This is a genomic window from Alkaliphilus sp. B6464, from assembly GCF_018141165.1.
In the GTDB taxonomy this organism is placed as follows: Bacteria; Bacillota; Clostridia; order Peptostreptococcales; family Natronincolaceae; genus Alkaliphilus_B.
Genome location: NZ_CP058557.1, coordinates 46552 through 73041 on the forward strand (window position 1 = coordinate 46552; position 26490 = coordinate 73041).

The 26490-nt window shown below is 32.3% G+C and carries 25 protein-coding genes and 2 pseudogenes; 4 read left to right on the top strand and 23 right to left on the bottom strand.

What is annotated here, in order from left to right; translation table 11 throughout:
- Window positions 1-18: 18 nt before the first annotated feature.
- From eutA to HYG84_RS00255, 6 genes are all read right to left on the bottom strand, one after another.
- Window positions 19-1449 (bottom strand): ethanolamine ammonia-lyase reactivating factor EutA, encoded by a 1431-nt coding sequence (eutA, locus tag HYG84_RS00230; RefSeq protein ID WP_212379621.1) that lies wholly within the window; start codon window positions 1447-1449, stop codon window positions 19-21.
- Between the two features lie 153 nt (window positions 1450-1602).
- A complete protein-coding gene (locus tag HYG84_RS00235) occupies window positions 1603-1947 on the bottom strand; it encodes a BMC domain-containing protein (protein WP_212379623.1) in 345 nt (114 codons plus the stop codon).
- A gap of 24 nt (window positions 1948-1971) precedes the next feature.
- Window positions 1972-3111, bottom strand: coding sequence for a 1-propanol dehydrogenase PduQ (locus HYG84_RS00240; RefSeq protein ID WP_212379625.1), 1140 nt, complete (start codon window positions 3109-3111; stop codon window positions 1972-1974).
- A gap of 47 nt (window positions 3112-3158) precedes the next feature.
- Window positions 3159-3737, bottom strand: a complete 579-nt coding sequence (locus HYG84_RS00245) for a cob(I)yrinic acid a,c-diamide adenosyltransferase (RefSeq protein WP_212379627.1) — start codon at window positions 3735-3737, stop codon at window positions 3159-3161.
- Window positions 3738-3742: 5 nt separating this feature from the next.
- Window positions 3743-4171, bottom strand: a complete 429-nt coding sequence (locus tag HYG84_RS00250; RefSeq protein ID WP_249168677.1) for a EutP/PduV family microcompartment system protein — start codon at window positions 4169-4171, stop codon at window positions 3743-3745.
- Between the two features lie 28 nt (window positions 4172-4199).
- Entirely contained in the window at window positions 4200-4544 is a 345-nt protein-coding gene (locus HYG84_RS00255) for a BMC domain-containing protein (RefSeq protein WP_212379630.1), read from the bottom strand.
- Between the two features lie 246 nt (window positions 4545-4790).
- On the opposite strand from HYG84_RS00255, the gene HYG84_RS00260 reads away from it, so the two are divergent.
- On the top strand, window positions 4791-6335 hold the full coding sequence (locus tag HYG84_RS00260; RefSeq protein ID WP_212379633.1) for a putative polysaccharide biosynthesis protein: 1545 nt from the start codon (window positions 4791-4793) through the stop codon (window positions 6333-6335).
- 211 nt (window positions 6336-6546) lie between these two features.
- Here HYG84_RS00260 and HYG84_RS00265 read toward each other — a convergent pair whose 3' ends face one another.
- Window positions 6547-7080: a nitroreductase family protein gene (locus HYG84_RS00265; RefSeq protein WP_212379635.1), complete on the bottom strand. Its 534-nt coding sequence runs from the start codon at window positions 7078-7080 to the stop codon at window positions 6547-6549.
- 215 nt (window positions 7081-7295) lie between these two features.
- On the opposite strand from HYG84_RS00265, the pseudogene HYG84_RS20195 reads away from it, so the two are divergent.
- Window positions 7296-8382, top strand: a pseudogene (locus HYG84_RS20195) (IS701 family transposase); the annotation flags it as partial.
- A 28-nt stretch (window positions 8383-8410) separates the two neighbouring features.
- Here HYG84_RS20195 and HYG84_RS00285 read toward each other — a convergent pair.
- The 9 genes and pseudogenes from HYG84_RS00285 to HYG84_RS20200 all read right to left on the bottom strand — a co-directional run bounded on the left by HYG84_RS00285 (window position 8411) and on the right by HYG84_RS20200 (window position 16071).
- The gene (locus HYG84_RS00285; RefSeq protein ID WP_212379643.1) at window positions 8411-9310 is read right to left on the bottom strand and encodes a zf-HC2 domain-containing protein; all 900 of its coding nucleotides are present in this window, start codon (window positions 9308-9310) and stop codon (window positions 8411-8413) included.
- Window positions 9294-9791: an RNA polymerase sigma factor gene (locus HYG84_RS00290; protein WP_212379645.1), complete on the bottom strand. Its 498-nt coding sequence runs from the start codon at window positions 9789-9791 to the stop codon at window positions 9294-9296. The genes HYG84_RS00285 and HYG84_RS00290 overlap by 17 nt, the downstream gene beginning before the upstream one ends.
- A gap of 547 nt (window positions 9792-10338) precedes the next feature.
- Entirely contained in the window at window positions 10339-11055 is a 717-nt protein-coding gene (locus tag HYG84_RS00295; protein WP_249168678.1) for a PhzF family phenazine biosynthesis protein, read from the bottom strand.
- Complete coding sequence (locus tag HYG84_RS00300) at window positions 10998-11642, bottom strand: LysR family transcriptional regulator (RefSeq protein WP_212379647.1); 645 nt, start codon at window positions 11640-11642, stop codon at window positions 10998-11000. The genes HYG84_RS00295 and HYG84_RS00300 overlap by 58 nt, the downstream gene beginning before the upstream one ends.
- 280 nt (window positions 11643-11922) lie before the next feature.
- Window positions 11923-12072: a hypothetical protein gene (locus HYG84_RS00305; RefSeq protein WP_212379649.1), complete on the bottom strand. Its 150-nt coding sequence runs from the start codon at window positions 12070-12072 to the stop codon at window positions 11923-11925.
- A complete protein-coding gene (locus tag HYG84_RS20580) occupies window positions 12035-12595 on the bottom strand; it encodes a hypothetical protein (RefSeq protein ID WP_330655526.1) in 561 nt (186 codons plus the stop codon). The genes HYG84_RS00305 and HYG84_RS20580 overlap by 38 nt, the downstream gene beginning before the upstream one ends.
- A 50-nt stretch (window positions 12596-12645) precedes the next feature.
- The gene (locus HYG84_RS00315; RefSeq protein WP_212379651.1) at window positions 12646-13632 is read right to left on the bottom strand and encodes a serine hydrolase domain-containing protein; all 987 of its coding nucleotides are present in this window, start codon (window positions 13630-13632) and stop codon (window positions 12646-12648) included.
- 92 nt (window positions 13633-13724) lie between these two features.
- A complete protein-coding gene (locus HYG84_RS00320; protein ID WP_212379653.1) occupies window positions 13725-14558 on the bottom strand; it encodes a MerR family transcriptional regulator in 834 nt (277 codons plus the stop codon).
- A 655-nt stretch (window positions 14559-15213) separates the two neighbouring features.
- Window positions 15214-16071 (bottom strand): annotated as a pseudogene (locus HYG84_RS20200) (arginase family protein).
- 1011 nt (window positions 16072-17082) lie between these two features.
- On the opposite strand from HYG84_RS20200, the gene HYG84_RS00335 reads away from it, so the two are divergent.
- Window positions 17083-17772, top strand: a complete 690-nt coding sequence (locus HYG84_RS00335; RefSeq protein ID WP_212379660.1) for a DUF421 domain-containing protein — start codon at window positions 17083-17085, stop codon at window positions 17770-17772.
- A 565-nt stretch (window positions 17773-18337) separates the two neighbouring features.
- Here HYG84_RS00335 and HYG84_RS00340 read toward each other — a convergent pair.
- The 5 genes from HYG84_RS00340 to pssA form a co-directional block, all read right to left on the bottom strand.
- A complete protein-coding gene (locus HYG84_RS00340; RefSeq protein WP_212379662.1) occupies window positions 18338-18904 on the bottom strand; it encodes a hypothetical protein in 567 nt (188 codons plus the stop codon).
- Window positions 18905-18924: 20 nt separating this feature from the next.
- The gene (locus tag HYG84_RS00345; protein ID WP_212379664.1) at window positions 18925-19557 is read right to left on the bottom strand and encodes a TetR/AcrR family transcriptional regulator; all 633 of its coding nucleotides are present in this window, start codon (window positions 19555-19557) and stop codon (window positions 18925-18927) included.
- 1180 nt (window positions 19558-20737) lie between these two features.
- Window positions 20738-22102, bottom strand: coding sequence for a 23S rRNA (uracil(1939)-C(5))-methyltransferase RlmD (rlmD, locus tag HYG84_RS00350; RefSeq protein ID WP_330655527.1), 1365 nt, complete (start codon window positions 22100-22102; stop codon window positions 20738-20740).
- A 28-nt stretch (window positions 22103-22130) separates the two neighbouring features.
- Window positions 22131-22856 (bottom strand): pseudouridine synthase, encoded by a 726-nt coding sequence (locus tag HYG84_RS00355; RefSeq protein WP_212379666.1) that lies wholly within the window; start codon window positions 22854-22856, stop codon window positions 22131-22133.
- A 184-nt stretch (window positions 22857-23040) separates the two neighbouring features.
- On the bottom strand, window positions 23041-23556 hold the full coding sequence (gene pssA, locus HYG84_RS00360; RefSeq protein WP_212379668.1) for a CDP-diacylglycerol--serine O-phosphatidyltransferase: 516 nt from the start codon (window positions 23554-23556) through the stop codon (window positions 23041-23043).
- Between the two features lie 401 nt (window positions 23557-23957).
- Here pssA and fba point away from each other — a divergent pair, with 401 nt between their 5' ends.
- Entirely contained in the window at window positions 23958-24887 is a 930-nt protein-coding gene (gene fba / locus HYG84_RS00365; RefSeq protein ID WP_212379670.1) for a class II fructose-1,6-bisphosphate aldolase, read from the top strand.
- 26 nt (window positions 24888-24913) lie between these two features.
- Here the strand turns inward: fba and HYG84_RS00370 are convergent, their stop codons facing one another.
- Window positions 24914-25606 carry a metallophosphoesterase gene (locus HYG84_RS00370; RefSeq protein WP_212379672.1) on the bottom strand — a complete coding sequence of 231 codons (693 nt, stop codon included), beginning with the start codon at window positions 25604-25606 and terminating at the stop codon, window positions 24914-24916.
- A 35-nt stretch (window positions 25607-25641) separates the two neighbouring features.
- On the bottom strand, window positions 25642-26442 hold the full coding sequence (locus HYG84_RS00375) for a GTP pyrophosphokinase (RefSeq protein ID WP_212379674.1): 801 nt from the start codon (window positions 26440-26442) through the stop codon (window positions 25642-25644).
- Window positions 26443-26490 lie beyond the last annotated feature (48 nt).

Genomic DNA, 26490 nt, shown 5'->3' on the forward strand with positions numbered 1-26490 from the left:
TACATCCTCCTTTTATCTTTAACTAAATACTAATGTCTTTACTACTACTGGTAAAACAGAACCTTCTGCAATCGGCTTTCCAATATCGATATAGTCTCCATTACGTACATGAACATTATCTATACATACAAATGGATAATCTTTAGGAAGATGTGCATAAAGGCTATGACCCAGTGCCTTTGCCATATCCTCTTTCACTATAATAACAAGTGGCAATTTCTCCTTAATCAACAAATCTAAACCCTTTATTATTTCTTTCGCCAAACCTTGAATAAATTGGAAGGATGGGCTATGTACACCTTCTACACCCAATCCAATAATTTGCACTTCTCCATCTACCATAAACCATTTTACTTTTTCTTGAATAATATCCCCTAAATTCCCACAATTATTCACACTTTCATCATCTTTGGATAGCTGTAAGATGGGGATATTCTTAAGTGGAAGTATATCTTCTTTATAGGTGATTGTACTCCCAGAAACATCAGTGGTATGTGATCCTGCTCCTACTACAGTTGCACGAATGGTTTCTACAGTTGGAATCACCTTAAGGGCTGTCATAAGAAGTGAATCACTTATTCTCTTACCTAATAAAACTCCAATATCGCCATATGCAAAGGGATTTTGTAAACTTTCTTTTGTAATGCCATCTGCTACGCCACCTGAAAATGAAATACATTTAATTTGAAGCTTTGTGTTCAATGGTTTGTTGGTTATCAACAAGTCAAAATAAGGACTCCTTTTGCCTAATCCAATGCTGTTTTCCAATACCTGTACAAATATATCTAAAAGTTTATCTAATTCCTTAAGATTTATCTTTTCGTTTAAGTGAATATCTAAAGCTTCTCTTTTGATGATTTCCTTCACTTTTGGGGAAATATAACGAATAATTTCACTGGTATCCACCTTTATCAAGCGACCCCCAATATCAAAGCAAGCCGTATCCTCAATATCCCCATCGTTAAATACTACTAGGTTTGTTGTCCCGCCTCCAATATCAAGGTTTACCGCCGTCGTGTGTTGGCTTTCAGAATAGGAATAAGTCCCTGCTCCTTTACCAGCGATAATGCTCTCTAAATCGGGACCAGCTGTTGCCACAACAAAATCTCCAGCAAAACCACTTAAAGCTTTAGCGACTGTCTGGGCATTTTCCTTTCGGACTGTTTCCCCAGTTATAATGATTGCCCCAGTATGAATATCTGATTTTGTAATACCTGCTCTTTTGTATTGCTGCTCTACAAATGCCTTTATACCATCGGAATCTATTAGATTGTTTTCTAATATAGGAGTAAAGATAATATCACTCTTAAATATCACCTTTTTATCCGTAATGGAAACCCTTGGAATTGTAAAAACTGATGCCATATTTTCAATTGAAAGTTCTGACAAAATTAATTGTGTTGTTGATGTTCCAATATCAATACCAACGCTTAATAAAGTTTCTGACATCTTATCTACTCCCTTTAAATATGTTGAATATTTTAAAACTTTTTAAAAAAATAAACGCTTAATAAAAGGTCCATAATTGTCCCCCTATTAAGCGCCTTTGCTTTTATCTATGACCTTGTTGTCATAGTTTATATATTAATTTTTAAATGTAATTTAAGTGCTAGATAAAGGTACAACAGTAAAATCTAAAAGACTTTCCATGGTTTCTAAAATATTTTCTAAAGCAATCTTAACCGAGGAAACATCCCCTATTATAACCACCGCACCTGAAAACCTGTCAACAAAACCAATTTCTATTTCAGCTGCTTTTATTGCTATATCAACAGCGATAATTGATGCTTCACTTGGTGTTATAGTTAAAATGCCGACTGCTTCATTTCCAGATTGCACTATACCCATCTTTTGATACAGTTCTGAATCAGCTTTTGCAATAACATGTGCAACGGTGATTTGTTTACCAGGAACATATTCCTGTATAATTCTCTCGCTTACCTCCAAGTAATCACCTCATTTAATCAAAACTTATATAAATGATTTCCTTAGAATACTAATTACATCCTCTTTAGTTGAGGCAATAGGGTTTGTTGCTGTACAACGATCTGCAAGAGCAGCTTCTGCTATTACATTTTTATCTGATTCAAATTGTTCCTTGCTAACCCCCCATTCAGAAAGACTCTTTGGAATGGAAAGTCTCTTTTGAAGTGCAAGGATTGCATTTACTAAACTTCGTACACCTATTTGTGCGTTTCCAGCATTTAATCCTAAGAATTTAGCGATTTCTGCATACCGATTTGCAACAGGGTTGGTATTCTTACTATAATTTCCTTCAATAACCCCTGTATTATAGCGAATAACATTTGGTAATAAGATACCATTTATTCTTCCATGCGGAATATGCCAACGTGCTCCTGCTGCATGTGCTATACCATGGTTTAACCCTAATGAAGCTATGTTAAAGGCCATTCCAGCCATTGTTGATGCCATATGCATTTTTTCACGTGCTTCTTTATCATTTCCATCTTTATAAGCTCTATCTAGATAAGTGAATACATAGCGAATAGCTTTTTCACTTAAAGCATCAGAGATATCATTGGCATTAGTGGAAACATAAGCTTCAATAGCGTGAGTAAGAACATCAATACCCGTATCAGCAGTTTGCTTAGGTGGTAAACCTGCAACAAGACCAGCATCTAAAATAGCTTCATCTGGCAATATTTCATCCGTAATCAATGGATATTTTATTCCCTTTTCATCATCGGTGATAATCGAGAAATTCGTAACCTCTGAACCCGTTCCACTTGTTGTAGGAATAGTGACAAATCGTATCCCACTAAATCTATCAGTCAATTTACCAAAATAAAGCATAGCTTTTGCTGCATCTATAGCAGAGCCACCACCTATTGCTAATAAAATTGTAGCTGGAAAACCCTTACTATATTCTAACCCAGCAACAATGTTGTCAATTGGGGGATCTGGAATAACTTCAGAAAACACCATTATTTCTGTGCTGCTATCAATATAGTTTCTAATATGTGAAAGTAACTCTGATGAAGCAATAAAAGAATCTGTTACTATCAAAATCTTTTCATTCTTGAAATCTGATAATCTCTTTAGGCTTTCTGTACCAATATATAATGTTGTTCCAAATCTTATTTCTTGCATAGCATACTACCCCTTCCTAACAAAAAAGTCATAGGTATTCCTAGTTATTATAAATCTTCTTTTTTCAAATCTATATGGAATACCTTTCCACTTCTTTCATAAAGCACATCTTCTATGCCTTCATTTGCATTTGCAACACGTGCTATTGAAAAAAAGTAATCTGATAAGCGATTAACAAATATCAAAACTTCTTCATTCATATCATTAGTCCATTGGAACGTTACTATCTCTCTTTCTGCTCTCCTGGCAATTGTTCTACAAATATGCAAAATACTTGCTGCTTGTGAACCACCTGGCAAAATAAAAGACTCCACTTCTTGAGGAATACCTGCATGGGCGTCAATGCACTTTTCAATCCACTCTGTCAAAGCAGATGTAACTCGGTACGTTCCTTTTCCCGCTGGCGTTGCCAAATCGTTGCCACAATCAAATAAATACTGTTGGATCTGTGTTAATTCATTCTTCAAAGAATCATTGTTCTTTATAAGTGTAATAGCATATCCTACAAAACTATTTAATTCATCAATAGTTCCATATGCTTTTATACGTTCACTATCTTTTGCTAATTGAATACCACCGATTATCTTAGTATACCCTTTATCACCAGTTCTAGTATAAATTTGCAAATTTATTACTCCTCCTCCTTAGAAAGATAGGCTATCAACTCTGCTACTCCTTCATCTTCAACAGCAGAGAGACGAAAATTTTTCTCAACACCTGCTAATTCTAATCTTTTCTCAGCATTTATAATAGCTTCTTGATTTGGTGCTAGATCTATCTTTGTAATAATACCTATACATGGTTTCGTAAAATTTTGTGCAAAATAGGGTGAAAATGTCTGGCCTAATTCCGTCACGCTACAAACGAATCCAATGATATCTGAACTAGCAGCCATCATTTGTAAAGCGCTATAGAATCTTCTATGCAAGACAAACTCACCCGGTGTATCAATCATCTGAGAATAGAACTCTACTGATTGGGTTTTTTTATATTTAATGCTCTCTCCTTGAATCCTTTGGCAAAGGGTGGTTTTCCCACTTCCAACTGATCCAATCAACATAATTTTTTTCATTTTCTATACCCACCTATTATGTTCTTGTTATTTTGGGGACAGAAAACTGCATAAGTTCTCTTAAAGAAATAACAACCTGTTCCATAGCAGATTGTACAGCTGACACATCCCCTAAGATAAATACAGACCCACTGAACCTATCAACAAATCCTATTTTAATAGGTGCAGTCTTTTTAGCTATATCCACAGCGATGATTGCAACCTCTGGTGGGGTTATGGTTAAAATACCAATTGCACGATACCTTTCATGATTCAAGCCTAATTTTTCAAAGATTCGATCATCTGGATTTGCTATAATATGCGCTAATGTCACTTGTTTACCTGGTACTGATTCAAATATCTTTCTTTCTAATATATCCATATATTTCCCCATTTCATAATAAAAGCACAATACACATTATTTATACGTTCTTTGCTTTATAATGTCAGTATAAGTATTTACTTTATAAACAAATTTTAATCACTTAGAATTTGTTTTAGTTTTTTATAGGCTATCTTCTTTTCTTCTAATTTTTCTGATGAAATTTCGAGTATTTAATCTTATCTACAAGAATATATATAGTTACGTGTCCTGTGCATACAGTGTGAATATCGGCGAGGTGATGATTTGAAAAAGAATAGTTTTGTTTATGGATCTATTTTATTGACATTGGTTAATTTTTTTATTCGATTTATTGGATTTAGCTATGATATATTGCTATCAAAGCTTATAGGAGCTGAAGGCATTGGTTTATTTCAAATGATAATGCCTGTTCTTATGATTTTTCTTATTATTACCACTGCCGGTATCCCTACAGCTGTCTCCAAGTTAATCGCAGAATATAATTCTAAAAATAACTATGATGCTGTTAGAAAAACTTATAAAGTGGCTCTATTATTTACCTTAGCCCTATCCATAGGGCTTAGTTTGATCCTTATTTCATTTAGTAGATTTATTGCTTTGAAGATATTTAGAAATCAAGATGCCTTACGCTATATTTATTTTCTTCCTCCGGCCATGGTTTTGATTTCTATGACATCTGTTATCAGAGGCTATTATTATGGGTTGAAAATGATGGGTACTGCCAGTATTTCTGAAATTGTTGAACACGTTACGCGATTTATTATTGTTATAGGCTTGCTGTATTATATTTACCCATTAGATCCTATTCAAGGAGCCTTCATTGCCATTTGCGGGATTAGCATAGGTGAGTTTTTTGACTTGATATGGCTGCTTTTCATACAAACCCGCTTCACTAAAAGACTCCCATATGTGATCCCTACTCCAATCAAGATGACCAAACTATTATGGCAAATAATAACTATATCAGCTCCATTGACCATATCGGGACTTTTTAATGTTATTCTGCAATTTGTTAATGCCATCTTAATACCCCATAGGCTTATGGCTTCAGGATATACAAACAGTGAAGCCATTGCAACCTTTGGAAGAGTCATGGGCATGGCTATGCCCTTAACGTATCTTCCATATTTCGTTACATCCGCCCTCGTCATCAATATTATTCCCAACTTGTCTGAACAGGTTTTTCTGAAAAATTATAAGTCTGCTAGAAATACTATCCATCTTGCTGTAAAAATCACCCTATTAGTGTCTATCCCTTTAACTGCACTATATGTTTTTTTTGCAAAACCGTTGGCAGTTTATCTATATAGTGATCCAAAGGCCAGCCAAGCAATACATATGATGGGTTTTTGTACTGTTTTCCTCGCCATTCAGCATACCTTTTCAGGGATCTTACATGGTCTAGGAAAACAAAAAAACACTACTATTCATCGAATAATTGGTATGAATCTTCAGTCTGCTGCTATTTATTACCTTGTAGGCAATCCAACATATGGCATTTATGGGTATTTTATAGGATTTTTCTTATGTACATTATCCATTTGTATATTGGATTTTTATATTTTATGGAAAATGACCAAAATTAAATTCAAATATGCAGATTTACTTATAAAGCCTTTTTTTGCTGCTATTTTGATGATATTCTTAATTTTTATGACACAGCAATGGTTACTTTCAATAAATTTTCACCCTTCCGTCAGTTTTGTTTATAGTCTTATCATTGGCGGCCTAGGTTATATATTCGTCCTCTTAACTACAAAGGTAATCCCAAGGAATTTATTGCATATGTTATTCCGAATAGATGGATAAATTACCCTCCATGGGGCACCCATGAAAATTGTCTCTGTTGCTACAAATATCACTGAAACCATATTTGCCTTAGATCAAGGGTAAAAACAAAGTCCCCTAAACACTCGTCTAGGGGACTTTGTATATATTATTAATTTTTATCTGAGTTGCATGAGTGATGTTAAATAAGAATTTTTTTATGAAGTACCATTTTTGATTTATATGTTTATTATTACCAAGATTCATAATGTACTATATCTTTTAAATTCTTTCTTGGCCGAGGTCTAGGAGTCTCATTAGGATAACCAACTGTTATAACCCCAACTACATATTTATCAGAAGGTATATTTAAAACTGGCCTAATTTCTTCTTGCGTAAACTCTGCAACCCAGCAAGCTCCTAATCCTAAATTATTCGCTTGAAGAAGCATATATCCTACTGAAATTGCTGTATCTCTAATTATTCGTTTTACTTCAACATGTGGACTATTATCATCAATAGAAATATCTTCTTTTATTCTACACCTCACATCTGCAATACATATAATAAAAACAGGAGCTGTTAGCATCCATTTTTGATTATGTGAAGCTTCCATTATTTTTTGCATCATTTCTTTAGATTTTACTACTATATAATTCCAAGGTTGTGTGTTATTACCTGATGGAGCTAATCTTGCACTTTCAAGTATTTCAGTAATTTTTTCATTTTCAACTGGCTTATCAATATACTTTCTTATGCTTCTACGCATTTCAATTTCTTTAATCATACATTTGTTCTCCTTATCCAAAATATTTTAGTACATTTTATCTTACAATCGTGTCTTATCACCTAAATTAAATTATATAACTTGAGTTGTGCAGTAAAATAGCACAAAATGGATTGGCACATTAGCCAATAATTACATTTCCTGAAAATGGCAAAATAAAAGCATAAGATGACCAAATATGATAATTTTAATTTGCCGAAAAACAATCACAAGGGGGTCATAAAACTTTATCTGCTATTTATAACAAAATTACTTGTAACAGAAACAGATCTAATGCTTCTAGGTTTTTATCAGAGTATTCATGGAACAATGGATATGTTGATGATGTAAGGATTGAGACATCACTATCAACTATCCGTAAGAATATTGACTCTAAAGCTGTAGGTTTTCTAATTGTAGATGATACTTTGAGTAAAAAAGATAAGTCTACAAAGAAAATCGAAGGCTTAGACTTTCATAATTCTCACACTGATAGTAACAGGCCAATGTAGTCTCACTGTGTAGTAAGTTCTCATTATCATATATCAGAATACTCTATACCGCTTAACTACAAGCCTTACCTAAGAAAAGAGTTTTTAGGAAAAAAGTAGCTAAGTTCTTTAGGAACAAACAAGAGCTTGCAATGGATTTAATCGATGAATTTGTTACTGTTACTGATGTTAACTATCTTTTAATTGACTCTTGGTATATATCAGCAAAAGTAATGTTACACGCATTAAGTAAGGGGTATCACACCATTGGTAGGATCAAATCCAACAGAGTAATATATCCAGCTGGAATTAAAACAAATCTATCTAATTTCGCTAAGCTAATAAGTAAGTCCAAAACCTACCCGGTTACAGTAGGTGAAGATACTTACTATATCTATAAATATGAGGGAACGACTCAAAAAATGCAGTTATTTTATTTAGCTGGAATAAAAAAGATTTATCTGACCGACCTGTGTTTATAATATCCACAGATATAGCTCTTGATAATTCTACAATTATTAAGTACTACCAAAATCGTTGGAATATAGAAGTAAGTTATAGATATCATAAAACCTCTTTAGTCTTTGATGAATATCAGGTCCAATCACTAAAATCTATAAAACGATTTTGGAGTATGGAATTTATGACTTACACATTTTTAGAGTTATTCAGAGTTTCAAATAAGAAGACATTCAAATTTAAAACTCTTGGAGATGTCATAGGGCATTTTCGCAATAAGTATTTGGTTAATATTGCTAGCATTGCCTACTATTGTGGCAAAAACAATATGGATAAAGTTACAATGTTTAGTAAATTAGGTCTTGCTGGATAAAATTTTCCTTTTTACTGCACAAGCCTAGTTATTTAAATTTATTTCTTTTATGCTCCATAATTATATTAAAAGCAAAAAGAAAAACAATATATAAAGGTATCATGACCAATAGTATAGCATAAAAGTCCCGTGTTGCCGAATATGATATAGTGGTAAATCCCTTAATTAAAAGATGCCCTAAAATATATGATATAGGTAAAAATATAATTTTTCTTGTAGCATTTGTTATCCTTTTATATCTACGAAATATAGCTAGTATTAATATACATAGAGTAGTTAATGTTATGGCAATTAATAAATAGTATGCTAAAAACAGTCTTGGTAATGTAACCAATCCTCCGCTAGGATGTTGATCTTTGCCGTATATTAGACTATCTGAATTACCATCAGTGGTGTAATAATATACAGCATCTATAGGCTCACCATTGGGATTTAAGATTGCAATATTTGAGGTGATTTTGCTAATATTTCTATTCCAAATATTATTCCATGTACTTATATGGTATACATTGCCCTCACCCCTTTGCGAGGGATATACATTAATATCATATCCTGATACTTCGTCATTGAATAAAGCAAGTATTGTTCCATTATCACTTTCAACGAAAGATACTAAACCTTCCTTATAGAGAAGGTACTCTGGTGCAGTTAAAAAAGCTATTGCAACAAAACAAATTATAAGAGTAATCATAATGGAAGAAAGAATTGCTTGTAATCTTTTTTGGCGTATGGTTGATTTTATCTTTTTAAGGGGAGATATATCTATATCTATTGGTGGAGTTTCATGTGATTTCATTGCATCTAACTCTTTTTTACACTCATTACATGAAATAAGATGTTCTTCCACAACAGTACATGAATCATAACTGGCAAGATTTTCAACATATAAAGGTAAAATATCTTTAATAACATTACAGGTTGCTTTCATATACATCCTCCATTTCATCTTTGATTTTATTCCTAGCTCGGTGATAAGTAACGCAGGCCCAATTATCTGTTTTCCTGAATAAATCTCCTATTTGTTTATAGCTCAGTTCTCCAAAAAACCTCAAATAAAATACCTCTTTATATGGTTCTTGTAGATTATGTAGGATTTCATTAATTTTCATGGTTTCCTCTGATACGGATACTATTTTTTCTATATCAGTATAATCTTTTTCTTCCGGTATAGTATCTGTTATAATAATTTTTTTGTTCTTCCGTAAATAGGATGAATAATAGTTTTTTGCTATTTGACATAGCCATACACGGATATCACAATCCCCTCTAAAATTTTCCAAAGATTTTATTGCCTTTATAAATGTTTCAGAAGTAATATCCTCTGCTATATGTCTATCTTTAGATAAACTATATGCAAATAAAAAAATGTCTTTGAAATAATTATTGTAAATTTCTTGGAATTCCGTCACGTTTTCACCTCCTACTTATAAGACGCTTTAGATTAGATTATCTTACAATATTTTTTAATAAATCCTAAAGCTGAATACAACTTTGAGATTTTAAGTAGTGTTAATCTATTTCAACATGCCACATCATATAGCCCTTATATAATAAACAGCGAATCGGAGCCAGGCACTTACATATTAACTTATTGAATATCGTGATAAAGCCATTAGTATATAATGAATAATGCATATGTTGTACAAAATCGTACTTTTTATTAGTATTTAATTGTAAGATAACTATATAATATATTTTCGCGTACACAATATATCCCCCTTATAAAAATTCCCCTAAACCTATGGTCTAAGGGAATATAACACACACCTACATATTCAATTATAATGCCACGAGCCCAGCTATTTCATCCTATTCCTTCTCTATCAACACAACCGTCTCAACATGCCTTGAGTAGACAAAAATGATTTCACTTTAAGCTGGTATCCCCCTGGCGTAATTCAAAGAATTAATTAATTCTAATAATTGGTATAATGAAAAATTCATTCAATTGTTTCATTAAAGATTTATAGTTCCATTAATTGAAATAGTCGCTTTTCCCCCAACTTTGATAGTCGGATTAGTTTTTCCTGCAATAATCTTTATTGTAAGTTCTCCCGGTCTTCCAGCTGCATGTCCTTGGGCAATTGTAAATTCATGGTCTGTTTTTGGGTCTAAAATATTTTCCAATACTAAGTATCCTGCTAACGCACCATTCGCTGCTCCTGTAACCGGATCCTCAGCAATTCCGATTGCTGGTGCAAAATCTCTTGTATATATTTTATATCGTTCATCAAAACTATTAAAACTAAATAAATGTGTAGTAATAACATCCAATTTAAGATTTAAATCTTTTAATTCTTCTAATATCGGTACTGATGCGTCAATTGCTTTACTGTTCTTTACCGGAATTAATAAGTGCCAATTTCCTGTATATGCTAACCTGATCGGATATTTATCATCGATGTCCATTGGATTAATCCCGACTACACGACAGATTTCTTCCTTATCCACCTCAAATTGTTTTGTTTTAGGTGCAACTTGAGTCATCACAACACTATTTAGTTTGTTTTCTTGCATAGACCATTCAACCGGAACAATACCAATATTTGTTTTCAATCTAATTTGTGAGGCCTTTTCCATCCAGCCATACTCCATTGCCATAACCCATGACAGGCCTACCGTAGCATGACCGCAAAAATCAACCTCGCTGCTTGGTGTAAAATAACGCACCACATAATCATAATTTTCGTCATTATCCTATCTTTTCTTCTTAAAAAAACAAGCGGATTCTGATTATACGCTTTAGGCAGTTCATAAATAAAAAATGAGTTAGACTTACTGTATTTCTCCGCTAAAGACCGTATTGTAATCGAAAAACCCAAACCCAATTCAACAGAAGCAAAAATCCCGTCCCAAGTGCCAACTTGAATTGACCTTGGTAATTGAATATTCTCGAATTGAACCCACTGTTCAAATTTTCTTTTATAGATACATTTTTGCGATACTACAATCAAATCATTTTTACAAATCAATTCTAACTTTCGAGGATCTGGCAATTGTTGACCTGTAATTAAAACAAGTTCATCGTCTATACAAATTTCATGAACAAGTTCATTATTTTTTATAGGGCCATCTACAAAGGAATTAGTCAGTACTACTCCTCGACTGTTTCTGACAAATAAATCTACTTCCAATTCATGTTCCAATTGATTGATTCTAGCTGTCACGTTCGATTGTGCATAATTCAGGTGTTCTGCAGCCTTAGTAATATTTCCAAAAGAGGCTACTGTTTTAAATATTGCTAAATCTTTTATATCCATGTCACACCTCATTGAAATACAAATTATTTAATAGTTCATCCCAAAACCTGCTAACTATAAGCAGTTCTAATTACTCTTTTTTCAGAAACTTTACCGTTATTTTTAAAATAGCAATTCTTAGACTTCTTAACATTATTCTTTTCTTGATTTAACACACAAATTCTGCTCTGTTTCCTTATTTTTTATGCAAAAGGCATTTTGCTTGTCGAATTTTTTACATTCCTTATCCCTTTGCCCACTTTTACAGCAGCCTTGTTTTTCCATTACCGATAAGCATTGCTCAGGTGAGAGCATGTAATCCATTTGATCGATTACCAATGACAGGTAGTGGATTATTACCGCCTGGGTCTTTAAAATCGATTTTAGATATTATCTCCTCCGATATCCTTTCTTCAATCATAGCTTGCTTTATCTTCTTTATATCCGGCATTATAGAACTCCTCTTTTTCTTTTACTGTACGCAGTTTAACAGGTACAAATATGTCAAGCTGCTTATATCCAAGTCCACGGTTCATTTTCTCGCCTACAATCATATGGCACATTGCCCTGTGTCCTTCACGCTCGTCAAGTTCAAATCCACCATTGTCAATCCAAGCTTTAATTCCGGTATATACCCTGCCACTGATATCATCATCACCACCGATAGATACTGTATTTGCGTACAGACCACCTTCAAACTCAATTATTTCGTAGCCGTTTGTATCTTTTTCTGTTATCCAGTCTTCAACGGCAAACAGGCAAATAGCCACATTCCTCTGCCATCCAGTTGAACTTACCACATCTTTCTCATTTGTCAAACATGTTTTGTAGATGAATACTAATTTGTGTGGGTCAATAGTTCCATCTTCTTCAACTCTACCCACTATGACTTTTTCAACAATACTTTCAAATACATATCTATCAAATTTATCTAGTATTTGATTCTGCTCTAAAGTCTTCCTAAAATCTTTCAATCTTCTTTTTACAAGCCATCAATATCAGTCCAGAATTATTCAATGATTCGCTATTCTAAATTTTCAAACATCGGTTCAATATACTCTTTAATAAGTTCTATTCTATCCTTGACCTTTGGCACAAAAAGAGAAGCAATAGAAACTACCATTTTTTTCTTTGTATTGACATAAATAATATTTCCTCCATCTCCCATAGCTGCATAGCCATGCTCTTTATCATTACTAATCCACCACAAATATCCATATGGCAGATTGAGTTTTTCCCATCGGCTATGTTCCTTTGTACTCTCGTCTATCCATCTTGTTGATACAATTTGTTTTCCATTCCACATTCCCCCATCTAAGTATAATTGACCTATTTTTGCCATATCCGTAGGAGAGAGAGTAAGACCCCATCCTCCTGTATTTACTCCAGTTGAGTCAGCAACCCAGCCGCTGATATTTTTAGCTTTATTAAATGCGAGTTGTTCCTCTTTACTATGAAAAATCACATTGCTCTCAACAGTAATTCCCAGTGGCGAGAATAAATTTTCTGTTGCGAAATCAAATACAGATTGCCCAGTTGCTTTTACAAGAATGCCCGACAAAATATCTGGTCCTATGAGGGGAGTGTATCTAAATTTCCCTATCTGCCCCCTACCTCCTAATAAATCAAGTGTAAATTTTACCCAGTCATCACTCGTGAAATACTTTATGTAGGGTGCAAACTTATATTTATACGGGGCCGTCATTGTCAGCAAATTCTTAAGTGTAACATTCTGTATTGTTTTTTCTCTTCTTTTAACTATGTAATCTGGGAAAAAATCCGATACTTTCTGGTTGATACTTTTGATGTACCCTTTGTCCGTGGCAATCCCAATCAATATGGAAATAATACTTTTTGTTACTGAATAAACATGGATTCGGCTAGTAGCAGTGCAATCATTAAAGTAATTTTCATATAGTGTTTTACCGTCTTTTAGTACAACCATGCCTGCAATATTGCTATAATCATTGTTTATTTTCTTTTCCAACTCTGTCACTTTTTCTTGATTCATATAAATTTCTCCTTTATCATTTATTGTCTTTTTAGCTCAATCGTCTTTTCTTAGTTCATACTGTGAAAGTTGAGTAGTCTTGGTTTCTTGGTCTAAATATTTGACGCTTTCTTTTTAACAGGATAATAAATTTCAGTTATAAGTTCACTTTCTTTTGAAACTTGAGAAGGGTCAGTTACATATACTTCATAAAGGGCGTTGTTACATTCATAGCCTTCTTTTTCTGCCCATTCGCGTTGTTTAGTGTATACAGAAGATAGATTAGAATAAGAGCCATACAGAACTGTTTTTAAGCATAGTCCTGGGTAAAAATCTCTTGTACCTGTAACATACTCTTTTACCGGAATAGCAAATTCAGTATCTAAACCAAATAGACTAAATTCTTCACTGTGAAAAAGCACCATTGGTGGAGCAAGTATAGTTAATTTGTCATCTTGAATTTTCTTAAATAATTTACTAAAGCAATTACCATATTCTTCAGCAAATTCGTATTCATGAACCATTTTTCGAAAAGATAGAAGATACATCTTTGGTACTTCTACAAGTTGAACATCAATACTTTCCAGATATGACATAATTGATTTGCCTTGTTTCAAATTTGATATATCATTATTTAATTGGTCTAAAGTTTTTTTAAATTCCTGTACTTGTTTCTCAATTTCTTTTTTCTTTTTGGTAAGTGCTAAGTAAAGTTTTTCGTCCAGTAATTCTTCTGATTTGAGGATTGTTTTAATTTCCTCTAAAGAAAAATTGTATGATTTTAGGCGGTTGATAAATAACATCGTTTCTAATTGTTCAACAGAATAATATCTATAACCATTTTCAGGGTTGATTTCAACAGGTAGAATTAGATCTATTTCAGCATAATAACGAAGGGTCTTTGTAGACACTTTACATATATTTGAAAACTCTCCAATAGATAACATAGATTATCCTCCTTTCAGTGTATCCTATACGCTTACCTTTATCTTACACCTTACCCTAAGGGTAAAGTCAATATAATAAATAAGACTTACTTGTATTGGTATAATCATAATAAGCAATCTTAGATAGCTTATCCTTTCTAGCGTCAACATAGGTTTCTGGAATATAACCAGCTCCACTGGTAGTAAAGATTCCAGACCCGGTACAAGTTCACTTACAAAACAGCAGAGCCAGAACCTATAAAGGTTGTAATCACAGTAATCAGTGCAAGAAGTCCACTTACAATTTTTTGTGTAATTTTGTTTTCATAGTCATTTCTTCTCACTCTATATTTAATTTGGGGTACAAAAAAAGACGCTTCCTTTTACAGAAACGTCTAATATTTTCTAGGTAAAATAATATCATTTACCTAACTATTCTATTTCCATTTGTTGTGTTTCCACACTCTAAGTCTATAACCACCGAAACATTTATATAGTCTCGAATCTCCTTATTTCGTATTTTATCACCCTCACTTGTGAATAACACATGTTTGAAAAAGTACCTAAAATTAAGGATTTTCAGCCTTAGTGTCTTTGTAACAACACTACAGTCTCGACATGCCTTGAGGTGACAATAATGATGTCGTGTAAAAACACTAGTCCCTTGGCAGAACTGTTAATTTCTTATTGCATCTGCGACTAACTCAATTAACTTTAAAGCCTGACTCCCATCAATATCATATAAACCAAAAAATTCAGTAATCTCTATTCCTATCACCCTAGAATCAGTAAGAATTTCTCTTAAAAGGGTTTTTACTTCTTCAATAGAAAGACCTTCTTCACTAGGTGAGTAAACAGCATACATTTCTTTTTTTGCAATAGCATCTAAATCCAAGTGTATTAATATACTACTATCTTCTGGAATACTATCAAGTACTTTTTTTGCTATTAACTCTATTCCTTTCTCCCTAATTTCCCATAGACTATGCATAGTAACATCTTTATTAATTTCAGTCTCTTGTTGATAACCTAAAATTGTAACGTTGCTACCACTAAATCCATTCAACGTATTAAAAAAATGATTAGATTCTAAAAGAAACCATAATCCAGAACCTGCAGCACCTATACATCAGTCTGATGATGGTTTGTATACATCAATATGAGCATCAATTACAACAAGGTGAGTTTTATCCCCATATCTCCTATGTACGCTTTGCATTGTACCTGCCACAATACTGCAATCGCCACCTAAAATCAGAACTAAGTCATCATTCTCAAACCAATTTTCTGACTGTTTATATATTTCTCCCCATACAATACGTGGTCCCGGCCAATTTCTAATAGGCGGAATATTATGTCTTGGTATATAGCTAGGGATATTCACGTCCCCAAGATCTAAAACTTCAATTCCTTGTTTCTCGAATAATTCAATTATACCTGCTTGTCTAAGAATTTTAGGAGTCATTTCTGTTCCTGTGTATAATCCTCCAGAATTACTAGGTACCCCAGCTAACTTTATTTTCAATAATATCATCCTTTCATCCTAATTATTGAATTTCAACATTTATCATAGATAAATTTCCTACTTAGGTGGGCATTTAAAATATCCTGACAGTTAAATCTTCCTTCAGTGTCATGTAGATAAATTTTCTCTTTTTCTTTAGGACTTATATGATTTGTAGAGTTATCTTTCATTTTTTCCTTTAAATGTTTTCCATTTTAAGATTTCAATTACACTAATCTTCTTATTTTAAAGTACATTAGCTGTCTTCGTTCAATTATCCTTAGTTACATCAATTTTATTACATATAAATCTACTAATTCAATTTACCTGACAAGAAAATTATACCACGTTTTCTATATTATCCTAAGGGATTTCTGTTTTAATACCGTATTATTCAGCTTTAAAAGAGCATTGTTCATATTTTAAATCTTAATCTCTTATTTCAAATTTTCTGATCATAATAACCCTCCTCTAAAAATAGATTTTCTTCACTAAACACAGAGGAGTAATAATTCATTTTTAGGCTCTCAAAACCCCGACTTTCATAAAGCACCCCTATGTCATCTATGTTTTTGCTGTTTTTCAACCCTAAACAGATGACATTTTCAATCTAATTCTAACTCATTTTTACCCCTGAAACCATAATATATTGTGTTCAAAGTGCTCTATTTATCGTTTTGACCACAATGCGTTATCTCATTATCATACACTCCACATTCCTTGAGAGTATAATAATGATGTCATTTGGACCTGATTATTCCTTGGTGGTTGTATATATTCAAAATATAAAACATCTTTGCTGTATTAAGATACTCTTTATAGAATATCTTAATTATCCTTTAACTTTATCCCTAATATACCCCACAGCTCCATTACTGAAGTTTGTCTTATTGTTTAAGGCTATATCCTTTGACCAAACAATAATTAATTATATGATTTAAAAATTCTGTTCCTTTATAAGTATCAAAAGTCTATTACAAAGAATATTTATTAGGATTGGGGTTAATATATAAATATAAAAAGCCATATAAGGAGTATGCTATGACAAAGGAAATCATGGAGATAGTTTTTAGAAGTTTCTGTGCTTATATTATTCTATTAATCTTAGGTAGAATAATCGGAAGAAAATTGATATCGAGGATAACATTATTTGATTTTATAGTTGGAGTTCTTCTTGGATCTACTGCAGTAAGAATAGCTTTGGGTTCAAAAGAATCACCATTTTTAGCTACAATTTCAGTAATTGTTATTACTATATTGGTCGTTATTACAGATTATATAAATATTAAAAGTATTAATTTTAGGAAATTAGTTAATGGCAAGCCAATCATGCTTGTGAGTAATGGTAAGCTATTAGATTATAATCTAAAAAAAGCAAGAGTTACTATAAATGAATTATTGGCACAATTAAGAGAGAAAGGAATATTTAATATAAATGATGTAGATATTGCATTCATTGAGACTGATGGAGAATTGACTGTATTGCCAAAAGCCGATAGACAACCTGTAACAACCGGTGATTTAAATATTTCAACTAATTATGTTGGGTTAATGATCGACATAATTATTGATGGTAAAATAATGTATAATAATTTAAAGTACACTAATCATGATGAACAATGGGTTAGAAAACAACTCAAGACTTATAATATTACTGATGCAGAGGATGTTTTCTATGCCGGTTTAAATTCTACGGGAGTTTTATATGTTTCAAAAAAGACAAAGCAATAAAAAGTAGAAAGTGTCTTGTCTATTCATATTTTTCATGCCACTACTCCTAAAAAACCTGCCGAACTATAACTCACTAATATAGTTCTACAGGTTTTCTACTTTCCACTATCAAATAGAACTAAAGCAAACATTTGCTTTTTTTAGTAGCTATTTGAAAGTACTAGATCCTTTTTTCTAAAACACTTAATATCTCCTTGTAATAAATTTTGCAGCCATTCTTTTGCCAATCTTCATAAACTCATACCATAATACAAATGCCCCCGTAACGCCAAACACTGCAAAAAATTGTCTGCCAGTAAGAGGTGTGAACTTTAATATTCCACTGTCCTTATTACCCTGCCTTATTTGCCCTTCAAACCACTATTCATCTTTAGAACTATACTCTCAGTCGTAGAATGTTACCAATCGAATTTCGCTATCACTCATTTTCTTGGAAATTCCTAACATAAGACGTACATCTACTTCTTCAGTTGCTTCACTCCTTCACAAGTAGTGTTATGGATTCAACGTGTATTGTGCGTTCTAGATAGTAGGTACTTTTTAAAAGCTTACTCGGTAATCTGTATTATTTCTTTTTAGCAGTTTGATGTTTTTTATAATAATAAATACCGCCGATACAAACAATTAAACCAGTAATTGCCGGTTTTAATATGGACATTCCAGCTTCTCCACTAAATACAACGCTCCACATAATCTTTAGTACAGCAGCTGTAATAACAACTCCTAGAAGCAGTTTCAAGTTATTTTTCCAAGCAGCTATAATAAGAGCAATAAAGAATATTGGAACAGATAAACTCATTATAATTTTGGGAGCTATCCATACCCCCTTTAAATATTCCATTTCATAGGCAAGAAATGTCATTACCTGAGAGCTACTTGTTTCAGGTGCAGGAAACCAAAACATGCTAGTAAACAAGGCAAATATTGAACCGAATATTCCAGTTAAGTTCTTCTTACAAGCGAATAATATAATCGGAATGATAAACAAAGGCCTTATATACCAACTCAATACATTATGATGTCTAGCATATGCCCAGTTGAAAAATATATCATTTGTTAGAAATAATATTACAAATATCACTGTAGCGACTGCAAAAATTATTCCCAATATATAATCCATTTTTTTAGTCATAATTAATACCTCCTTAATTTTTATATTGGTTTTATTCCATTAAAAACAATGTTAAGCAGTGAATCAACTAGTTTATTAGTATCTTCATTATAATGGGTATGGTTAATATCACCAAATTTGTTTAGCATGTATTCATTTACTGTTTTATTAAGAGATTGCAACATCATACTTAAAGCTAAGGTATCAACCTTACTACTAACTTCGCCTTTTAATTTTGCATGATCAACCATTTGAACAAATAAGGTTTCTGATTGTTTTTCTCCTTCCTTAATAACTGCCGACTTTACAGTTTCATTATTCTCTTTTGAAAATTGTTCTCCTAAAGCAGCATATTGTGGATACTCTTTAGAAAATTCAATACCTTTGATGAACAGTAACCGAATTTGTTCCAGTAGAGTTAATGTTTTAAATTGATCTAAAATTATAGTAAAAAAACTAACTTTTTTTTCAATCACTAGAGTCATTATATAGATATATAGGTCAAGTTTGTCTGTAAAGTACTGATAAAAGCTCCCCTTAGCAATATTTGATTTCTTGCATATTTGATTAATACTAGCTATGTCATAATTAGCAGAGGAGAATACTTCTATAGCTACTGATATAATTAAGTTTCTTTTGTCCTCTGATAAATTGAAAAATGCTGGGTTTGGCATTATTTAACCTCCTTTCGTATTTTTGCGACCATCTAGTCACATGGTTTAAATTTATTATATGACCACATGGTCACAATGTCAATATAATTTTCAAAATAATATCATAGACAATAACACTAAATGATAAATAAATCACTTAGAGCTTCTGGCACAAAAATCCTCTGGAGAATGTCTCATCCAGAGAATTATAAAACTTATTTTACTCCAAAACCGTTCACGCCTGACTAATTTGTCCCTGATATAGACGTTGTATATTGGCTAATGTTGACGGAATAAAAGTCCGATACAATAAATATATTAGCTGAGAACTAGTTTTTTCAATAGCTCCCATTCTCCGGCACCGGCCAGTCTCTGCTGCTAGAGGCTCATTTGGCTGTATTTTCTAAAAAATATATTATCGTCATATTTGTTTTCTTTCATATATAATTTCTTCGCATTAAAGGCAATTCATTCCAGTTACGATTTGCTTCACTCTTTAAAAAACGCTTTACTATAAACCACAGTTCCCGCAATGTCATCAAAACTTCCATCTTCAAGTTCCAATGCTATATACGATTCATCTAGTAAGCCCTCTACTTTTTTCTATTCTGTATCCTAAACCTTATGGTTGTTATCTAATCTATCTCCACAATCCTACCTAATTTTTCACAAGAAAGCACCCTCGATATCTACCGAAGGTTTTGGTCTTATCAATTCTATTATAGGAGTGATAGAATACACACACTCCTATTTTTCTATTTAGTCATAATAGTCAATTTCTTGCTTTGCCACAATCTCCGAGTGAAATTATATCTTAGTCTTGTTTTTCGCTATAAACAAGCTTTTATATTTGACCCATTATATGCTTTAACTAAAATATGTCCATTATAAACTTCAATTTTATCCACCATACTCTTCACTACACCTTCATTGTAAGTACTGTCACAAATTATCTCTGAAAGTTGTTCTTTTAGCCACTCTTCATTTAGCGTAAGGGATAAGGCACACTTGTCCTTGTCCTTTTCAATTCTAGTGGTACATCTCCATAAAACTTTACCACACTCGGTTCTTCTACGACTTTTCTTCTTTGACAGGTTATATCCTTCTCAGCTCTTTCATATCAATCTCTTTTCTCAATTAAGGATACAAGAAAGCCGTGAGCATATTTCAACTCACGGCTTTCGCTAATTTTTATTCTATTTTATCTCTCAGCCCGTTGCAACAGGCATACAACCTCACAATGTGCCGTATGCGGAAACATATCCATACATTTAACTTTTTCAACCTTATATCCATGTTGCTCTAGTTCTACTAAATCTCTAACTAAGGTTTTAGGATTGCAGGAAACATATACAATTTTCTCTGCATCAAATCCTATTATATCTTTTAAGGCTTGAGGGTGGATACCTGATCTTGGAGGATCTAATACGATAATATCCGGCTTATCTTTAAGCTCCTTTACCTTTTCCTTTACATCCCCTGCTATAAACTTACAGTTATCTAACCCATTTAACTTTGCATTTTCATTGGCAGCACGTACAGCATCCTCTATAATCTCTATACCTATTACCTTTTTAGCCTTTTGTGCCGTTATTTGTCCAATAGTTCCCGTCCCACAATATAGATCGAATAGAGTTTTATCATCTGCATCTCCTACAAAATCTCGTACTATGGAATACAGCTTTTCTGCTCCCAGACTATTTGTTTGAAAGAAGGAAAAGGCAGAGATTCTAAACTTTAAGCCTAATAGTTCTTCTACTATATAATCTCTTCCAAATAAAATTCTCGTTTCATCGCTTTGAACAACATCAGCTAGGTTATCATTTAATGTATGCAGAAAACCTACTAGTTCTCCTTCTAAATCTAGTCCCTTTATTTCATCCACTAGATCTGTAAAATCTAAATCTATTTTGGTTGTAGTTACAAGGTTTATAAGTAGCTCTTTTGTATAGTGTGCTTTTCTTACAACTAAATGTCGTAAATAACCTTCATGGGATCTAGTATTATAATAAGGAATATTTTTCTCCTTAAAGTAATTAAGCATAATATTTAATATATTTCTGAAGTCCTTATCCATTATGCCACACTCATTTACAGTTACAATGTCATAATGTCTACCCTTTTTATGCATTCCAAGTGTTAATGGGCCTCCTTTTTCCTCATCTCCAAAGGAAAACTCCATTTTATTTCTATATTCAAAAGCATTAGGACTCACCTCTACAGGTAAGTATTCATAATCTTTTATATCTGCTTCATCAAATAATCTTTTTACTTGCATATCTTTCATTTTTGTTTGATTTTCATAGGCTATGCTTTGATAAAGACATCCGCCACAATTACCAAAATGAGCACAGGTTGTTTGATCCTCTAATGGAGATTTCTCTACAACCTCATATATTTGGCCTTCTACATTGTTATTTTTAGTTTTAGTTATAAATACCTTTAATTTCTGCCCCTTTATTGCACTTTTAACTGTTACTTTTGTTCCTTCGAAATATCCATAACCCTTTCCACCAAATTCATTTTCTTCTATAGTCAAATCTATTATTTGTTTTCTCTTCAGCACGAAATTCACTCCTATGTATTCTATTAAATTATTTAAGTTCTTTTATCTGTTCTAATTCTTCTTCAGTAAGTTCTCTATACTCTCCTAAGTCTAGATTATTATCAAGCTCTAATGGCCCCATCGAAAGTCTTTTTAAATATATAACTGTCTTATCTACTGCCTGAAACATTCTTTTTACTTGATGAAACTTTCCTTCATATATAGTTAACTCTATTTCAGATATTTCATCAGAATTTAATATTTTAAGCTCTGCTGGCAAGGTTTTATAATCCTCATCTATAAATACACCTTCCTTAAACCTTTCTCCATCTTCTTCTGTAACTACACCTTCAACTTTAGCATAATAGGTTTTAGGTACTTGTTTTTTGGGAGAAAGTAATTGATGAGCTAGCTGTCCATCGTTAGTAAGTAGTAATAGTCCTTCTGTATCCTTATCTAATCTGCCTACTGGAAATACATCAAATGGTCTATAGGATTCATCTAATAAATCTACCACTGTTTCATCTCTATTATCTTCAGTAGCTGATATTACTCCTTGAGGTTTGTTCATCATAATATAGATAAATTCACGATAATTTACAACTTCATTACCTACAATAATTTCGCTATTTTCAGGATCTATATGTAAACTACTATCTTTAATTATCTTACCATCTACCTTCACTAATCCATCTTTACAAATTTTTCTAATATCTCTGCGACTACCATAGCCTAAATTTGCTAATACTTTATCTATTCGTTGAGTTTTAGCCATAATTATCCTCCACATTATTCTTTGTTATATAGATACAATATATTATTTGTTCTTCAAAATATTATATCCTACTTTGTGTTTTATCACAATTTACCGATAAAAAAATTCGTCTAGTGCTATCCTAAATAGTTAAAAACTTTATACTTTTTTATACAAACAAAAAAGACTCCCTAAGGAGCCTGATTTATCTTTTCTTTAATTTAATTTTTTGACTTACCATTGAGTATGAAAGAAACATCATCATAAATATAAGAAAATATGTACTTGTATTATAGTTCATTGAGTATAAGTTTACTAGAGCAACAATACCACCACTAACAGTAATAGGTATACCCATATATACTCCTTCAAATTCGGTTACATTATATCTTGCTAAGCGATAAGCTCCTGCAATTGGAAATAAAATAATAATAGCCATTCCTATTACTCCATAATTAATTAAGTGGCTGGCCCAAATTAAAATAGCCGGAGCAACACCAAATGAAATTAAATCACATAGCGAGTCCAATTCTTTTCCTAAGTCACTTTCTGCATCAAACTTTCTTGCTAATTTACCATCAAAACGATCCATTAAAGCAGCTAATAAAATAAGTAATGCGGCTAAAAAGTAATTTTCTGCTAATATATTAATAATTGATAAAACTCCCAAGGACAAATTGAACAAAGTAAACATATTAGGTATATGGGATTTAACTCTCATTATATCTCCCCTATCTATTTTTATATTACTATAATTCCATAATTAGCAAATATATATTTATATAATAGCCGTTCGTTGCAGATATTTTAAAATAATTATATCATACCTCCTGATTGTGTTAGTATATTTTTAACAAGCCTTTCTACCATTTTACTTTATTTTACTCAAAATTGATAGTGACAAATTATAAAAACTTGGTTTAATTTGTTATATCAAAGTTCTTCTATATAAAATAGACTTTAATTTATGATTATTATTTGAATATATTTTTTCTATAGGTTTAACATATTAATATATAGTTGGACTACTTTTAACCCTAATTGACGATACATAGCCACTATGATAGAATTAAGAAAAATACACATATTATTGCACCAAAATTACATATAGGAGGAATCACTATGCCATTAATTACAAGTACAGAGCTTTTTAAAAAAGCATACGAAGGCAATTATGCAATTGGAGCATTTAATGTTAACAACATGGAAATAATACAAGGAATTGTTGAAGCAGCTAAAGAGGAAAGGTCGCCATTAATCCTTCAAGTTTCTGCTGGTGCTAGAAAATACGCAAATCCAATCTACTTAAAAAAGTTAGTAGAGGCTGCTATTGAAGACTCTAACTTACCTATTGTATTACACTTAGATCATGGAGAAGATTTTGAAGTTTGCAAGCAATGTATAGATGATGGTTTTACATCTGTTATGATCGATGCATCCCATTATGAATTTGAAAAAAATATTGAAATTACTAAAAAAGTTGTTGAGTATGCGCATAGTAAAGGTGTTGTGGTAGAGGCTGAGCTTGGAAGATTAGCAGGTGTAGAAGATGCTGTAAATGTAAGTGAAAAAGATGCAACATATACTGTTCCTGAGCAAGCAGCTGAATTTGTTGAAAAAACTGGTGTAGATTCGTTAGCTATAGCAATTGGTACAAGTCATGGTGCTTATAAATTTAAAGGTGAGCCTTCATTAGATTTTGAAAGATTAAAGCAAATTCAAAAATTATTACCTAACTTCCCACTAGTATTACATGGTGCATCTACTGTATTACCTGAATTTGTTTCTCTATGCAATGAATACGGTGGAAATATTCCAGGTGCACAAGGTGTTCCAGAAGAAATGATTCGTCAAGCAGCACAACTAGGAGTATGTAAGGTAAATATAGATACAGATTTACGTCTTGCTATGACTGCAGCAATTAGAAAAGATTTAATAGATAATCCAAATAACTTTGATCCAAGAAAATACTTAGGTGCAGGTAGAACTGCAATTAAAGAAATGGTTCAGCATAAGATTAAAAATGTATTAGGATCTAACAACGCAATTTAATATAATAAAAAGGTGGCTATTAATAGCTACCTTTTTATTTCTATCATTTCAAACTCAGCATAATCACAGGATGTTAAGTAGTAATTAATTCCGTTATGGATTCCCTTTAGACCAGCACCATAGGATGTTTCTCCATGTAAGTGCCCATATATTACATGTCTTACATTATATTTCTCTAAGACTTCAGTAAATAAAGAGGGCTCTAACTTATCATTTGTAGGTGGATAATGGAGCATAACAATGATATTATCATATCCACTTTTTTTAGCAGTATTTAAAGACATCTCTAAACGACTAACTTCTCTTAAATATATTTTTTCGTCATGATTGGTAAACTTATAATGATTAGGGCAGTTCCAACCCCTTGTTCCACATATTGCATATTCTCTATATGTAAAGAAATTATTTTGTATAAAGCTCATAGAATCAAATAATGAATTCAATCTTGTTATTGAACCCCACCAATAGTCATGGTTTCCTCTAATTAAATACTTTTTACCAGGCAAATCTGCAATCCACTCTAAATCTATCATTGCCTCTTCTAAAGTCATCGCCCAAGATATATCTCCAGGAATAAGAACAGCATCATCATTATTAACTTTTTTTAACCAACTATCTCTTATCTTATTTGAATGGTCATTCCACTGAGCCCCAAATATATCCATAGGTTTATCAGAATAACCACTTAAATGTAAATCTCCTATAGCATAAATCGCCATATTATCACCCTATTCCCTATTACAATAATATATTATTAAGGTTCTTGATTTTCAATAAAAACATGTACTTCTTTAGCAAAATTTCTTAATTCTCTAATATCACCCTGATCCCATAGCTCATTAAATTTTTCTTGTAGCTCCGTTGCCTCTGTTATTCGTCCCATAGCATACAGGGAATAAATATCTCTTAAAATATTAGAAACAGTATTAGATTTTATTTCAAACATTTTTTGTGCCTGACGTATTTCATGCCTAATTTTAGACATCTCTTTGTCTAACATAAATGCCGCATCTGCTGCTTTTATTAGTCTTTCATTAATATGTTCTGGTATATTATGCTTGTACTTATATCTTAAGGAATGTTCTATTGTACCCCAAAAATTCATTGCCAAGGTTCTAATTTGTACTTCTGCTAATATTTTTTTAGGTCCCATGGCTGTTTGAATAGGATATCTAATAACAATATGATAACTTCTATACCCACTAGGCTTAAAATTATTAATGTAGTCTTTTTCATATACAATTTCTAAGTCATTTCCATCACGTTCACGAATATAGTCTACAACAGTATATATATCTTCGACAAACTGACACATTATACGGATACCAGCTATATCTTCAATTCCTTCTTCTATATTATCTATTTCCACATCTAGTTTTTTTGCTTTTTCTAATATACTAGAAACCTTTTTTACTCTTCCTGTTACAAATTCAATTGGTGAATACTCTCCAATAGTTCTTAATTCGCTGCGAATACTTTTAAACTTTACTTTTAATTCTTCTACCGCATTTTCATATGGAATTAAAAACTTCTTCCAATCTACTTGTTGATTCATAGTACCACCCCACTACTTAGATTTCCAATAATTTTTCTTAAATATTTA

Bases quoted from the DNA above. Each gene is read 5' to 3' on its own strand.
- eutA (WP_212379621.1), bottom strand. From the start codon at position 1,449: ATGTCAGAAACTTTATTAAGCGTTGGTATTGATATTGGAACATCAACA.
- HYG84_RS00240 (WP_212379625.1), bottom strand. From the start codon at position 3,111: ATGCAAGAAATAAGATTTGGAACAACATTATATATTGGTACAGAAAGC.
- HYG84_RS00250 (WP_249168677.1), bottom strand. From the start codon at position 4,171: ATGTTGATTGGATCAGTTGGAAGTGGGAAAACCACCCTTTGCCAAAGG.
- HYG84_RS00255 (WP_212379630.1), bottom strand. From the start codon at position 4,544: ATGGATATATTAGAAAGAAAGATATTTGAATCAGTACCAGGTAAACAA.
- HYG84_RS00265 (WP_212379635.1), bottom strand. From the start codon at position 7,080: ATGATTAAAGAAATTGAAATGCGTAGAAGCATAAGAAAGTATATTGAT.
- HYG84_RS00285 (WP_212379643.1), bottom strand. From the start codon at position 9,310: ATGAAAGCAACCTGTAATGTTATTAAAGATATTTTACCTTTATATGTT.
- HYG84_RS00300 (WP_212379647.1), bottom strand. From the start codon at position 11,642: ATGGATATAAAAGATTTAGCAATATTTAAAACAGTAGCCTCTTTTGGA.
- HYG84_RS00305 (WP_212379649.1), bottom strand. From the start codon at position 12,072: ATGCCGGATATAAAGAAGATAAAGCAAGCTATGATTGAAGAAAGGATA.
- HYG84_RS00315 (WP_212379651.1), bottom strand. From the start codon at position 13,632: ATGAATCAAGAAAAAGTGACAGAGTTGGAAAAGAAAATAAACAATGAT.
- HYG84_RS00320 (WP_212379653.1), bottom strand. From the start codon at position 14,558: ATGTTATCTATTGGAGAGTTTTCAAATATATGTAAAGTGTCTACAAAG.
- HYG84_RS00335 (WP_212379660.1), top strand. From the start codon at position 17,083: ATGACAAAGGAAATCATGGAGATAGTTTTTAGAAGTTTCTGTGCTTAT.
- HYG84_RS00340 (WP_212379662.1), bottom strand. From the start codon at position 18,904: ATGACTAAAAAAATGGATTATATATTGGGAATAATTTTTGCAGTCGCT.
- HYG84_RS00345 (WP_212379664.1), bottom strand. From the start codon at position 19,557: ATGCCAAACCCAGCATTTTTCAATTTATCAGAGGACAAAAGAAACTTA.
- HYG84_RS00355 (WP_212379666.1), bottom strand. From the start codon at position 22,856: ATGGCTAAAACTCAACGAATAGATAAAGTATTAGCAAATTTAGGCTAT.
- pssA (WP_212379668.1), bottom strand. From the start codon at position 23,556: ATGAGAGTTAAATCCCATATACCTAATATGTTTACTTTGTTCAATTTG.
- fba (WP_212379670.1), top strand. From the start codon at position 23,958: ATGCCATTAATTACAAGTACAGAGCTTTTTAAAAAAGCATACGAAGGC.
- HYG84_RS00370 (WP_212379672.1), bottom strand. From the start codon at position 25,606: ATGGCGATTTATGCTATAGGAGATTTACATTTAAGTGGTTATTCTGAT.
- HYG84_RS00375 (WP_212379674.1), bottom strand. From the start codon at position 26,442: ATGAATCAACAAGTAGATTGGAAGAAGTTTTTAATTCCATATGAAAAT.